The organism is Neptuniibacter sp. QD72_48, assembly GCF_047778065.1.
Lineage (GTDB): Bacteria > Pseudomonadota > Gammaproteobacteria > Pseudomonadales > Balneatricaceae > Neptuniibacter.
Genome location: NZ_CP180547.1, coordinates 2,931,766 through 2,945,224 on the forward strand (window position 1 = coordinate 2,931,766; position 13,459 = coordinate 2,945,224).

The window sequence follows — 13,459 nt, forward strand, 5'->3', positions numbered from 1 at the left end:
AGCTGTCTCAGCTGGCATGAGTCATTTATAGGGATTTAAGGAATTTAACGATCGCTTCACGGTCAGCTTGTTCAAGCTTAGTGAAGTCCTGTTTAGACTGTTCAGCTTCGCCACCATGCCAAAGAATCGCTTCTTCCAAGTTACGCGCGCGGCCATCATGCATAAAGCGGGTATGACCGTTTACAGTCTCAACCATACCTATGCCCCACAATGGTGGTGTTCGCCATTCGTAACCATCCGCATCAAATGATGGACGATGATCAGCTAAATCCGGCCCCATATCATGAAGAAGGAAGTCTGAGTAAGGGTGAATGGTCTGATTATGTAAGCGACGCTGACGTTGTTCAGTACCTGTTACAAAGGTCTCTCGGTGACAGGATTCACAACCGGTATCTTTGAATAGTTTTTCTCCACGGATCACATCCGGGTTATCTAGATAGTCACGCCCTGGAACACCTAGGAATTCAAGATACGTTGTCACAGCATTCATTTGCTGTTCGGTCATTTCAACCGGTGCATCGGTTGTACCAGACAAAGCTTCTTTACATGCTGTTTGTGTACTTGTGCAGGTTTCAACTGGGAACAATGGATTAGTAACACCCATATCATTCACAGCGGCATCCATACCCTGCTGATTCAACGTTGGGGTCTCAGCTTTCCAACCATATTTACCAATCATGTGTTTGTTGAACTCAACACTCCACACGTTGTTCACCTTACCGGAAATACCATCACCGTCTTTATCTTCAGGATCCGCATATTCCAAAATTGATTTGTCTGTAATCGCATCAATCAGACCCATACCGATCATAAATGGTGCTATACGCGGCGAGATCATCGCATCATCACCTAACGGACCGTAGTTCTGTTCTGGGAAACTATAGATAGGCTTTAAAAGACGGTACTCACTGCCATCAGCGTAATAACCGACAATCTCCTCATAGGTAATATCTAAAGAAATCTCTGACTGATGACCTGGAATAGAGTTATCTGCTAACTGGCCACCATATACTGGATGAGGTTTGGGACCTCCATGTTTCCCTTTACCCGGCACAGATACACGAAACAGTAGGCCTTCCATTGGTTTACTAAGATCCGTTGGCGGTGCAGCGCGACCATCAGCGATATGACAGGCTTCGCAAGATACCTGATTAAATAGGGGCCCTACACCATCCGCATCATAGCGATACCCGCTTTCGACCGCTGGTGAAAAAGGTCGTTCGAAAACACCATCACCATCATCAAAGGTGGCTTGCAACTGCCAAGGTAAATTTTGCGCTTCAGACACAAAAGAAACATCACCGAACATAAAGTGAGTTAGATCACCACCCGATAAAGCCTTAGGATCTTTATCTTTTAAGTAATCTAAAGCAGCCCAATCATCACCATAACCGGAGAGAGGCTTAATTTTTGATTCGTATACGGTATAGCCCAGTACACCTAGGCTAACGGCAAGAACACCTAAACCTGCTTTTAATACTAGGCTTGGCGATTTTTTATTATGCTCAGACGATTCTGAGATAACAGAGGAAGTCATGGATGGCTCCAGTTTTAATATGCATTAGTATTTTTCCAACGACCTGATTTTAGGCCTGCTTAATGAAGGAGCACCGCTAATCACACTCACCACGAGCGCTGATAAGCAAATACAACTTCAGGAAGTAGGAAAGCAACTAACACCACATCACCCTTTGATGCTGGGCCAGAAACCATTCTTACTGTTTGAGCTTACACGACTGTCAAAAGATACAAAGAAACACTATTTAATGATGTTTATGAAATAGTGAATACAGACAGATATAACAACTCGTAAATAAAGGCGCGAATTTTAATAAAATTTTATCTAATTTACAAATGAGAATCGTTTCTCCTTGTGCAATTTATGCTGTCTATACTGCCCTGCATCAATAAAAATAAGAGTTGGATTTATGACAGGGATAACCACGCTGAAAGTGCTTACACTCATTACCAAGCTATACACGGGATACGCATATAGCTTGGCGTTTATTTTTCAGAGTAGCTTGGTGTTGATTCTAGCTTTCATATCTAGTGCTATTAGCATGCACCTATACCGTAAGATGCAAAATGCAAAAACAGTGTCGAGTACTAAGGTTCAACCGAAATCTCAATCGTTGGTAAGGGAGCAGCCCCATATACCGTAACGATTGAAGACGAAGCAAATAAAACTGATACAGCATCGACTGGATTGCTATTATCACAAACCCCATCAGATGTATTACTATCTGCGACAACCGAGAAATTTACATACCCCATAGTGGTTGGAAAATCATGGTCGTTAGTTGTACCAGATGGCATATTTAAATAATCCTCATGATCATCATCCACACCAGTCCAGTTCACGCAAACATCTACATTACTCCCAGAATTGTTTACCAATTCAAATGAAACTGTTTGACCTGATGCCAAATAATCATTTCCTGTTACCAGAGGGAAAGATAGCTCATCTAGAACCGGATAATCCTGTTCAAAAATAAACTCTTTGCTCGAAGAAGGAGATGTAGTGTCCGCTACTCCATCTAAACCAAAGCTTTGTACTTTTAAATTTAAACCTGCTGCATCATTAGACCAAGAATCATTTACACGAGCAAAGTCCCAACCAAAGTTTTTCCAATCCTCATTACTATCGGCACTTCGGTTCCCCCAAGCGTCCCTAAAAACAGGTATTTGACGTGAATTCCCTTCACCATCAGTAATGTTTTCCATACTTGTTGGTTTAAGATAAGGCCCTTGCCAACCTGACTGAGTCACCCAAGCTCCGCCATTATCACCACAATCAGTAGAACTAAAATAACGAGCATCAGTGCAATAACTTTCCATCATTAATTGCCTTAACTCTGTAGGTAACACCCCCATATCAGTAACATAACCACTGATGATAGGTTGACTATTCACTGTCCGACTATCATCACCCACAACCGCGTAGCGAATCATACTTACGCGCGTTTTGGTCGTTTCAAAACGCTGTTGATTAGTTTCCTGAACAACAAATTCGGTCGCTAAAGAAGCGATCAAGCCCATTACAGCAACGACAACCACAAGCTCCAGCAAGGTAAAACCATGCTGCTTATTTACAACATTTTTCATTATGGATTCACCCTTAGAATATGAACGATATCATTTGTCACACCATCAGTAAGATCAGTATCTAATTCACTATCAGTCCCTGCACTTACCAATGCGATGCAGCCATTACCTGTATCCTTACAGTCTTCTACAGCATTATTGTTATATGCAGTAAAATATCCGTAAGCACGACCAGATGATTCGCGTGTAATCCAGTTCCCCTCATCTAATACGATCGAGCAAACAGAAAGACTGTTATAAGAGGTCTGACGTTCAAAAGGATCTGTTAATCCCAAATAACTTTTATCTACATCTAGCACAGCCAAATCACAATCTTCACTACTGAGACGTCGTTGCGATCCGATTGTGAGATATGGACCATGCCACCCTCTTCCTGAATTTTCATTCCACGATAAACGTTCATAAGGTGTATCTGCGCCATCAACCTTATCATCACCATTTGAATCTAAAACTTGTGGACTATTAAAAAGCCAAGATAGGTTTTCTACATGGTTATATAACGTTTTCTGAGAACCTGCATCTGATCCAAACAATGCATCACCAGAAAAAATACCCTCTTTCGGAAAATACCCCGTATCCTCTTTAAACCGATAAATCGCTGAAGCAATACGCTTCATTTCAGTTTGCACTAACTGTTCCTGAGCATCCTGCTCATAACCATCCATTGCCACAGCCGCGATACCCGCCATAGCTGCTAATACAGAGACAACCACCAGCAGCTCGATAAGGGTAAAACCTTGTTGGTTTTTCTTATTTGGGAAATTATGTTGATTAGACATTACACAACCTCCTCTACTTGCTCAGATTGACTCTGATTAAGCTGCAATAGTTCTGGAATATTCAGTAGCTCAGTTTCAGCTTGTTCAACTAAACCAAGTACGCGCTCTACTTCATCTATATCCGTTAAACCTGCTTTGAGCTTGTCCAGTGCAGAACGACGAAGGTCGGCAATACCATTGGCATCAGCATAGGCTTCAATATCTGCGTCAGTAGCCCCATCTGCGATTAAACGCGATAAGGTATGAGTCACAGGTAAAACCTCGAAGATACCAATTCGGCCTTTATACCCTGTAGGGTTTCCTTCTCCGGTTTTAGCTCGATAAAGCTCTAGTCCTTGTAGTTCATCGTCCTTAAAACCGATTGCTAATAAACGTTCTTTAGGCACCTCTGCTCGTTCACGCTTTGCAGGATCAAGCTTACGAAGTAAACGTTGACTGATGATCAAGCTCACCGTCGAAGCGATGTTGTAAGGATCGACCCCCATATTGCGCAAGCGCGATATCACTTTAGGTGCTGAGGTTGCGTGAAGTGTAGATAAAACAAGGTGACCGGTATGCGCAGCTTTAATCGCTGAATCGATCGTTTCGTGATCACGCATTTCACCTAGCATGATGACATCCGGATCTTGACGAAGAATCGTACGAGCTACATTGGCAAAGGTTATACCCTGCTTCTGGCTGACATTGATCTGATTAACCCCTGGCAAGTTAATTTCGATCGGGTCTTCGATAGTGTAGATATTGCGCTGCTGGCTGTTTAACTGCTTTAACAAGGTATACAAGGATACGGTTTTACCGCTACCAGTAGGCCCGGTAATTAGAATCATCCCTTGCTGCTTTTTAGTTGCTTGCTGAGCCAATTGAATCTGACTTTGATCCATACCTAAATGATCTAAATTCAGCAGCTCTTCTGGCAGATAAAGCATACGCAGAACGATAGTTTCACCGAAGAGTGTCGGCGTAACCGAGCAACGGAAATCTAAACCCACTTTATCTGTGATCATCATACGGAAACGGCCACTTTGAGTACCCCGATGTTCCGCGATATCTAAACCAGAAATAACTTTAAGACGTATGGTCAGCAAGTTACCAAAACCGCGAGGCATAGAGGTGAGCTCACGCATTACCCCATCGGCACGTACACGAATACGTAGCTTTTCTTCGTAAGGCTCAAAGTGAATATCAGAGGCACCTTCGCGCACTGCATCCAACAACAAACCATTTAGATAAGACGGTGCCGTTTGATCGTTATAAGTATCTGTACCCTGATCAAATCTATCCGCATCAGATTCATTAGCCGCAAAAATCAGGTTATCTGCGCTAACATCGTATTTTGTTAAATCAAATTGCATAATTTATCTCCCGACCTTAACCTGCAGAAACCTGCATCATCGCTTTGAAGAAGGCGTAATAGACGCCACCTACTAGACCACCCACAACTAATGTCATTGCAGGCTCAATCATTGCGATCATCCGTTTAATTCGAGCTTCCGCCTGATCTTGGTAGTAACGCCCGAGCTCCAACATGACATGTTCCAGCTCACCACTACGCTCACCGATACCCGCCATGTGTTGAACCATCATGGGAATATTTCGTTGGTTAAGGCCTACAGCTAAACTTCGACCGGCCAGAATTTCATCACTGGCATGAGAGAAACAAAGTGATAAGCGGTCGTTACCCACAACCGAGCTCACCACTCGAAGAGATTCAAGTACCGTTAAACCACTGCTTAATAGCATGGACATAGTCCATCCCATCTGAGCCATACCAGAGGTTTTAATCGAATTACCGACAAGAGGAAGGTTGATCAAAACACGATCGATAATGGCCTTACCAACCTTAGTGGTGTAAGCCACTAAAATCGCAAAGATAACCACACCAACCGTTACACCGAGGTAAAAGCCATAATCGATTAACCAAGCCGAGACATCCATCATAACTTGAGTTGCAGCAGGTAATTGCTGCGATTTTCCCTCGAGCAACTTGGCAAATTTCGGCACAATGCTCAACGCTAAGAAAAGAGTCACACCAAGCGCTGCGGTCACAACCAGAACTGGGTAGATCAAACTAGAAACAAATTGACGCTTCAGCGCAGCACTTCGCTCAAGCGAATCAGCCAAGCGCTCTAGTGTCATTTGTAATTCACCCGACGCTTCACCTGAAGCGATCAACTTGGCCACGATTGGCGGGAATTTACTGCCCTGCTTTTCAATCGCATTTGCAAAGCTACTACCGCCCTGAATTGCCACTAGAATATTGATCAAGCTATTACGCAGTTGAATCTTTTCGGTCATTTCCGAACAGAGCTCTAAGCCCTGCATTAAGGTGTTACCCGAGCGCAGCATTAGAGATAACTGGCGGAAGAAAATAACCTGGTCCGCGGCACTGGCGCTGGTATAGCGTTTAATTGAGATATAACTAAAAATCTTTGCGATAAAGGCAATCAAACTGAAAGCTTGGCCTCCCGCATCAAGCTTTAGGACATGTAAGGAGCGTGACCGTAATTGTGCGGTTGCGTCTGCAGCACTATTCGCTTCAACAGTGCCTTGACGCTCACGTCCCTGAGGGTCCAACGCTTTATAGCTGAACTTCATCAGATAGTTTCTCCTAATACAGATGCATTGCTTCTTGAAGGCTTGTTGTGCCTTCTAGCACTTTATCTCTGGCGTCTTGCCAGAGAGTACTGAGCAGACCTGCACCCGCAGCGGCTTCTGCTATCTGTTCATCTTCAGCACCCGAATGGATCAATAGCTCTATCTCTTTATCAATCCATAAGGTTTCATAAATACCTACACGTCCCCGGTAGCCACTACCGGTGCACTGAGGGCATCCATGGTTGCGATACAGAGTAATATCTTCACTCTGAGACAACTGAAGAATCTCACGCTCTCTCTGATCAGGCTGATAAGCCTCTTTACAGTGAGAACATAAACGACGTAACAATCGCTGAGCTAATACCCCAGCGAGCGTTGAAGAGATGAGGTAACGGGGACACCCTATATCAATAAGGCGGTTGACCGTGGCGACGGCGCTATTCGTATGTAAGGTGGACAGCACCATATGCCCAGTCATCGCTGCGCGAACCGCGGTCTCGGCCGTTTCGTTATCTCGAATTTCACCTACTAACATCACATCAGGGTCGTGACGTAGGAAAGATCGTAAGGCTTTGGAAAAGCTAACTTTTTCGGATACCTGAACCTGTGTAGTACCTTCAACAACCTGTTCAATAGGATCTTCAACCGTGAGGATATTTAACTGCGAAGCATCCAATTCACGCAGGGATGCATACAGCGTTGTACTTTTACCACTACCCGTAGGCCCCGTTACCAGAATAATGCCGTGAGGTTTGGCTAAAGCTTGCTTCATTGACGTGAGGATATGATCCGGCATACCCAAATCAGATAAGGTCTGACCTGCCGTACTTTGGCCTAACACCCTTAAGGTCGCTTTTTCACCCCAACGGCTAGGGATGGTTGCAACACGAAGTTCAACTTCGTCAACTTCAAACCAATCTTGAATTTTGTAACTAAAACCGCCATCTTGTGCCATGTTTTGCTCAGCGATATCAAGGCCCGCAAGCACCTTAATACGCGACATCAGCGACTCGGAAAGCTCTTTGCTGATCGGCCGTTCATAACTTTGCATTTTGCCATCGACACGCATACGCAAAAGCATGCCCGTCTCTTGAGGCTCGAAGTGAAGATCCGTTGCCGAGCAGATATACGCCTCTTTCATAATGTCATCAATAATCGTGACTGCATTCGCACCGATCTCATAAACATTAAAATGTTTACGAATGATTGATTCGATTAATGCTGGATCTGCTAACGCCGGTGTCGCACGTTTACCTATGATTCGCTGAACCGTATCCAAGCCCATACGATCATCGGGATCTGATAAAAGCACATATAATTCGCCTTGATATCTCACCGGAGCAAACATCCGCCGAAGCAATGTGTCAGCGTTAAATGGATTGAGCAAGTTAGTGTCAATCTCGATCGATTCACGATCTAGGAAGGGTAATGAACGGCTATCAGCTAAAGCTTGATACAAAGCCGTTTTGGGATAACGGCCTGTTCGGCACAACAGCTCAATCAAGTCGGTCCCTGATCGTCGAGCATTACTTTTAAGTTCAGGCAGCATTATTGGGTCAATTAGACCTGCCTGAGTACCGGCATTGAGCAAACTATTTTCTTGTGCAGCCATTATTGACCACCCAGCATACGCTCAAACGAACCAATATCTCTACACAAATTCCTGCCCGATTCGAGGGTAATCTTCTTCGCCGCAACTAAACGCGCAAGTGCCTGATCAAGCGTCTGCATTCCCTGCCGAGTACTACTCTCCATCACTGAATAGATTTGTTTGGATTTTGCGGATTCAATTAGGTTGGCAACGGCCGTGTTCACCATCAAAATTTCAGCAACAACCGCTCGACCTTTGCCGTTAGCCGTAGGTACTAAATTTTGAGCTACAACCGCTTTTAAAGCATGAGCGATACGTTGACGGGCAACACCTTGTTCGTTACCCGGGAAACTACCAATCAAACGTTCGACAACACCCACCGCATCATTAGTATGCAATGTTGAAAATACTAGATGACCGGTTTCAGCCGCTGTTAGCGCTGTTCGCATGGTCTCGAGGTCTCTCATCTCTCCGACCATGATTACATCAGGATCTTCTCGCAGCGCCGCTTTTACTGCACTGGCGAAGTCAGGTACATCCGTATAAAGCTCACGCTGGTGCACAATAGATTGCTTATTTTGGTGAACAAACTCCACCGGGTCTTCCACTGTCAAAATATGCTTAGCTTGATTCTCATTGATGCTATTGAGTATAGCTGTCAGTGTCGTTGATTTACCGGAACCTGTCGCGCCGCAAACAAGGACCAAACCACTTTTTAACTCAGCCAGATAATCCATCTGTGGTGGCAAACCCAGCTCTCTGGTGGTTTTTAATCCACCATCTAAAAAACGGATAGCTAAAGCGGTATTACCTTGTTCTCTGTAGGCATTCACCCTAAAACGATGTCCAGCCTCCGTACTACAACCCATATCTAATGTTTGGTCGTTTTGAAATTGCTCTCGCTGGGAATCACTCATCAACGCATAGGCCATCTCATCCACCAGCTCAGATGAATATGGCTCTTCATTATTACGCGTAATTCGCCCATGAATACGATAGGTTGCAGGAAGGCCGACAGAGATATGAAGGTCAGAGGCTTCAAGACGAACACAGTCATCCATTAACTGCTGAATTTGATTAAGACTACTCATACAACGCCCTAGATCCGCAATTCCATCTCTACTTTTAACAAGCTATTTTGATCGTTGAGCAATTCAATATTGAGATCACTCACATAGACCTGATATTTCAATTGATTAAGTCCATCAACAAAGCTCACTAAATTTAAAAATTGACCACTTAAAACCAGCTTAAATACTGGCCGCTCCTGTAAGTAATCTCGGAGCTGCTCGCCAGATAATTGAACTACTTCAACACTAGGTTTCAGTTCGCTTGCTTTCATCCGAGCCACACGCAGTTGGTTAGCATAAGCGAGTTGAGTAAGTTCTAATTTCAGAGCTTCACGCGCGGTTGCATCGCCAATTGGCATCAATGAATTGGCATAGTCTTTTAGAGATGATTCCTGCTTTTTAAGCTGCCCCTCTAGCTTAGATAAAACCTGGTCACTGATTCCCTCTTCCAACTCTGGAGCCTTAAACTCCCCGATACGCTTTTCAATACGGTCAGCTTTGCGATTCGCCATTTTTTCGGTATGAAACATCGCCTGCCAAGTCTGCGCTGCATAAAACATGTAACCCGCCAGCAGAGCAAAAACAGTCAGAACAAGCACTTGTTTCCGCTCTTTACTGGATAGATTGAGGTACTTTTCCTTCACCCAGTTCATTTCTGACCCTCCGAAATATAAGCACTGACCTTCTGCCTTAGCGTGATATTCACTTGATAAGGGGCAAAGTCACTTTCATCTAAATTCTCATGCTGAGAGACATCAGAGCTAAACACTTGGTAATCAAGAGGAACCATTACTTTATTTAGCGCACTGACAAATTCCTGCCCTTGCGTATCCCGATGAGCCAATGCGGCAATCATTAATAACCCTTCGGACTGCGTAATGCTTTGAATGCTGACACCTTCAGGAGTCACCAAAATAAGTGACTTCAAAAGAATATTGATCAGGTTTTTATCTCGCGGAAATTCTTTTCCAAGAAGAATTAACAATTTTGAATTTAGAGCTACTTCTTCTTTCGCTTCTATAATTTTTTGCTTTAAATGAACTTGTTCAGCAGCAATTCCAGAAAATTGTTGTTTGAGTTTACTGTCTGTTTCAAAACGAGTATTCAACTGATCCAAACGCTCTTGTTGCTGCCACATATTCCAATGCATCCACCCAAGAAAGCCCATCATCAAAAAAGCCACAGCTACAGCGGCAGATATTTTTAGCACTTTCGGTGCAAGTAGCTTTTTAAAGAAAGAGACTTCGGCATCTTTTGCAGGAATCCAGCTCAATCTCGCTTTGGCGACATGATTTAAAAAGTGCTCTGCAGCGCCTGCGATACCAAGCAGTGCCTCATTAAAGAGATGCTCAGGTTTTGGAATATCCAACCCTTCAAAATTTAAGGTTTCTATATCTAGGGCTGTGCTATTAGATAAAGCAAAAAGAATTTCATCTTTCTCTTTACCCTGAAAATTGACATAGAGCTTGTGCAGATCGGACGGAAGAACACCTAATAAACGCTGAATTTCATCCTGACGCACGTCTCCATATTGACGCTCTTCAACACGAATTTCATTTACCGCGCTTGGACCACCTGTAATAAAGGCTAGCTGTTCTTGATGAATTTCCAATAAAGCTTGCTGGGGATCAGAGCAACGCTGAGCAAGCATCGCAAAACTACTACCTACCGCAGGATAAAAAGCCTGCAATTTAATACCATTAAGGTTAAAAGCCCCAACCCAACGACGGCGAACAGACTTGCTCATACCACTAACTAACCATTTATGAGCACTATCACCGTCATCGTCTTTACTTAACAACGCTTCATCGCTTAAACCTTGCGTAAGTTGTGGCTCCTCAGCCTGCCAACCATAGGCCAGATCATCATCAACTGCGATAAGTTTGCCTTGCAGGACAAAACACTCTTCTAATTGCTCATGGGTAATATAATTAAGCTGTACAGCAAGATCGCCGAATCTCAGAAGCCCCTCTTGCCCGCCCTGGCTTTGCCTAATTTGAAGCTCTTCGACTAATTCATCTCGCTGGGAGGCTGTTAAGTAACCACGCTCCACCAGCATTGATCCAATTAACCAGTGTTTATTTTGCTGAGTTAAAGTGCCTTCCAACTCCCAACGAATAAGCTCGCGCATTTCATCCTCAGAGCGAGGACGCAATGGACTAACGGGGAGTTCAACAATGGAAGAGATTACACTAGGAGTAACTAAGATAGCTTGCTTGGGAAGGCGCTTATGATGCAGCTTAAGCTGATCAACGACTTCTGCGATGGCACGGGTAAAATCAACATTATTCGATTCCGCTGCAGGACCGAGCAATGCCCCATGACGAGCATCACAAACTAAAACCCCACGCAATCCAAAGCTACCAGCCTGAAAGGCTAAAAGATTGTAACTAGCGCCCGGCGTAGGTAAACGAATCCCACTGATGAGGGATTTAAATCGACTTTCTTTCTGCTCTGCAGCAACAAGTTCAGGATCGACGATATCATTTTGATCAGAAGCCTTATCATTTGCCGTTGATAAATATGGGGACTCACCAACAACCCCTTCTTTATCCATCAAACCAGGCTCAAAAGGATTAACTAAATCATGTTCATCTAAAGGCAACTCATCTAGATGATTTTCATCATCAAGAGGTGGCTTTCGCTTTAAAAACTTTTGCAGCACTGACATTAAGTGGATACCAAGAGAGAAAAGAATTAATCCAAAGTTTTTTCTTGAGCAGCAACGATTACTAATCGCGGCCCGTTGGAGTAGTTATAGATATGCATGGCATAAAACTGCACAGGCTTTTCTAATTCTATTTTTTTCAACATTTTTGCTGCTTCATGAGTGACGTACACCCCTAAAACAGGGCCATTTTTCAAACCTACAAAAGCACTGTGGTCAATATTGGGGAGCTCTTCATCCCTTTCCCAAAGCTGCAAGGCATCGTAGGCCAAAGAAAACCTTCCAGGTTTAGGACGAGCCATTAGTAATGCCTGAAACTGAATTGCTTCAGGTTGAAGCATGAGACGCTGTTTTTTTTCAGCCATCGTTGCAGATACATAATTAGCCTTAACAAAGGTAGCTAATTCGATACTACGATAGGTGTCTCGCAGCTTATCTAATGAAGAATCAGCATGTAATTGCAGAGAAAAAAAGAAGAAGAACAAAAAATAATAGCGCATGATCTAACCACAACGTTGATACTAAAAAGCCGGTCAGGATGACCTAACCGGCTTAAGGGTTATCCGGTTAAACCGAATTAGATAGTGTTACGAGTACCGTCCCACTCACCCAGTTCTTCTTCTTTAGTATCACCAGCGCCATCAACGATCGCAGAAAGCACTACCTGATCACCAGCATTGATGGAGCCTGCACCGTCAAAATCACCCACGTTGAATAGTGCAACAAAACGGTTGTATTCAGTTTCAGATACGTGGCGGTATACAGGAACAGAAGTCATACCACCTAGATCGTTAGCATTAAACAAGTTAGAGGCAGGACCTAGACCTACAGCTAAGAACGCTTTACTTGTTGCCGTTGCCAAGTTAGTACCATCATACTCAACAATACCAGCAGCTACAGGCTGACCAAGAAGACGCTCTTCACCACCTGTCCAGAATGCAGCCTGATCGCCTGCAGCTAGAGTACGAGCAAAGCCACAACCGTTACCATCAGGAGTAAGGAAGATGTTACCCGCTACAACGTGGTTACTACGAGAAGCGATTGTTGCCTGCATGTTTACATCAGTACAAGCATCACCAGAAGCAGTTACGAAGCCATGAACTGCATCATCACCTTGGTCTTCACCTAAGTACTGAAGCTGCGTCACACCACCTGCATCCAGAATACCCACAATGTCTGCGGTCAATGCAATCGTATCAATATCTTCAATCGCCAATACGCTCGATGCAGTCGCTGCAGTTACACCAGCGGTATCAGAAGTAGCAGCAACGAGTAGTGAATCATAGTTGTTTGGTAACGTATTCTTGTTTAGTACACGGAAAGTACGAACACCTTTGTTTAGCTCATCCATCATTGCAACGTGAGCTGCTGCAGATGCACGTGCGTCCGTATCTTGAAGAGCGATAGCCGCAGTACCAGCGATAGCCGCAAGAATTGCTACAACAACGAGTAGCTCAAGCAGTGTAAAACCGCCCTGCTTAGCTTTAAGTGAACGGAATTTAGAACGAAGCTCGGCATCTTGAATCTGAGATTCTTCAACTTTTGCAAAACGAGCCATTAGCGCTTCGCGCTTTTCCATTAGAGATTTCAACATTTTTATAAATTCCAGTTTCTAAAACGATTTTGGGTTAAGACTGTTTGACGTAAGAGC

The 13,459-nt window shown here is 43.9% G+C and carries 11 protein-coding genes; all 11 read right to left on the minus strand.

Going from position 1 to position 13,459, the window contains the following annotated elements:
* Positions 1-25 precede the first annotated feature (25 nt).
* Positions 26-1,537: a di-heme oxidoredictase family protein gene (locus ACMXYX_RS13275; RefSeq protein ID WP_415906088.1), complete on the minus strand. Its 1,512-nt coding sequence runs from the start codon at positions 1,535-1,537 to the stop codon at positions 26-28.
* Positions 1,538-2,106: 569 nt separating this feature from the next.
* The gene (locus ACMXYX_RS13280) at positions 2,107-3,105 is read right to left on the minus strand and encodes a prepilin-type N-terminal cleavage/methylation domain-containing protein (protein WP_415896810.1); all 999 of its coding nucleotides are present in this window, start codon (positions 3,103-3,105) and stop codon (positions 2,107-2,109) included.
* A complete protein-coding gene (locus ACMXYX_RS13285) occupies positions 3,105-3,884 on the minus strand; it encodes a type II secretion system protein (protein ID WP_415896811.1) in 780 nt (259 codons plus the stop codon). The genes ACMXYX_RS13280 and ACMXYX_RS13285 overlap by 1 nt, the downstream gene beginning before the upstream one ends.
* On the minus strand, positions 3,884-5,236 hold the full coding sequence (locus ACMXYX_RS13290) for a GspE/PulE family protein (RefSeq protein ID WP_415896812.1): 1,353 nt from the start codon (positions 5,234-5,236) through the stop codon (positions 3,884-3,886). Before ACMXYX_RS13290 ends, ACMXYX_RS13285 begins: the two co-directional genes overlap by 1 nt.
* Positions 5,237-5,252: 16 nt before the next feature.
* On the minus strand, positions 5,253-6,479 hold the full coding sequence (locus ACMXYX_RS13295; protein WP_415896813.1) for a type II secretion system F family protein: 1,227 nt from the start codon (positions 6,477-6,479) through the stop codon (positions 5,253-5,255).
* A gap of 13 nt (positions 6,480-6,492) precedes the next feature.
* Positions 6,493-8,091 carry a GspE/PulE family protein gene (locus ACMXYX_RS13300; protein WP_415906089.1) on the minus strand — a complete coding sequence of 533 codons (1,599 nt, stop codon included), beginning with the start codon at positions 8,089-8,091 and terminating at the stop codon, positions 6,493-6,495.
* Positions 8,091-9,161 (minus strand): type IV pilus twitching motility protein PilT, encoded by a 1,071-nt coding sequence (locus tag ACMXYX_RS13305; protein WP_415906090.1) that lies wholly within the window; start codon positions 9,159-9,161, stop codon positions 8,091-8,093. The genes ACMXYX_RS13300 and ACMXYX_RS13305 overlap by 1 nt, the downstream gene beginning before the upstream one ends.
* Before the next feature lie 8 nt (positions 9,162-9,169).
* A complete protein-coding gene (locus ACMXYX_RS13310) occupies positions 9,170-9,793 on the minus strand; it encodes a hypothetical protein (protein WP_415882138.1) in 624 nt (207 codons plus the stop codon).
* Positions 9,790-11,811 (minus strand): hypothetical protein, encoded by a 2,022-nt coding sequence (locus ACMXYX_RS13315; RefSeq protein WP_415882139.1) that lies wholly within the window; start codon positions 11,809-11,811, stop codon positions 9,790-9,792. Before ACMXYX_RS13315 ends, ACMXYX_RS13310 begins: the two co-directional genes overlap by 4 nt.
* Before the next feature lie 26 nt (positions 11,812-11,837).
* Entirely contained in the window at positions 11,838-12,308 is a 471-nt protein-coding gene (locus ACMXYX_RS13320) for a hypothetical protein (protein ID WP_415896814.1), read from the minus strand.
* 77 nt (positions 12,309-12,385) lie between these two features.
* Entirely contained in the window at positions 12,386-13,402 is a 1,017-nt protein-coding gene (locus tag ACMXYX_RS13325) for a prepilin-type N-terminal cleavage/methylation domain-containing protein (protein ID WP_415882141.1), read from the minus strand.
* Positions 13,403-13,459 lie beyond the last annotated feature (57 nt).

Bases quoted from the DNA above. Each gene is read 5' to 3' on its own strand.
- ACMXYX_RS13275 (WP_415906088.1), bottom strand. From the start codon at position 1,537: ATGACTTCCTCTGTTATCTCAGAATCGTCTGAGCATAATAAAAAATCG.
- ACMXYX_RS13280 (WP_415896810.1), bottom strand. From the start codon at position 3,105: ATGAAAAATGTTGTAAATAAGCAGCATGGTTTTACCTTGCTGGAGCTT.
- ACMXYX_RS13285 (WP_415896811.1), bottom strand. From the start codon at position 3,884: ATGTCTAATCAACATAATTTCCCAAATAAGAAAAACCAACAAGGTTTT.
- ACMXYX_RS13290 (WP_415896812.1), bottom strand. From the start codon at position 5,236: ATGCAATTTGATTTAACAAAATACGATGTTAGCGCAGATAACCTGATT.
- ACMXYX_RS13295 (WP_415896813.1), bottom strand. From the start codon at position 6,479: ATGAAGTTCAGCTATAAAGCGTTGGACCCTCAGGGACGTGAGCGTCAA.
- ACMXYX_RS13300 (WP_415906089.1), bottom strand. From the start codon at position 8,091: ATGGCTGCACAAGAAAATAGTTTGCTCAATGCCGGTACTCAGGCAGGT.
- ACMXYX_RS13305 (WP_415906090.1), bottom strand. From the start codon at position 9,161: ATGAGTAGTCTTAATCAAATTCAGCAGTTAATGGATGACTGTGTTCGT.
- ACMXYX_RS13310 (WP_415882138.1), bottom strand. From the start codon at position 9,793: ATGAACTGGGTGAAGGAAAAGTACCTCAATCTATCCAGTAAAGAGCGG.
- ACMXYX_RS13315 (WP_415882139.1), bottom strand. From the start codon at position 11,811: ATGTCAGTGCTGCAAAAGTTTTTAAAGCGAAAGCCACCTCTTGATGAT.
- ACMXYX_RS13320 (WP_415896814.1), bottom strand. From the start codon at position 12,308: ATGCGCTATTATTTTTTGTTCTTCTTCTTTTTTTCTCTGCAATTACAT.
- ACMXYX_RS13325 (WP_415882141.1), bottom strand. From the start codon at position 13,402: ATGTTGAAATCTCTAATGGAAAAGCGCGAAGCGCTAATGGCTCGTTTT.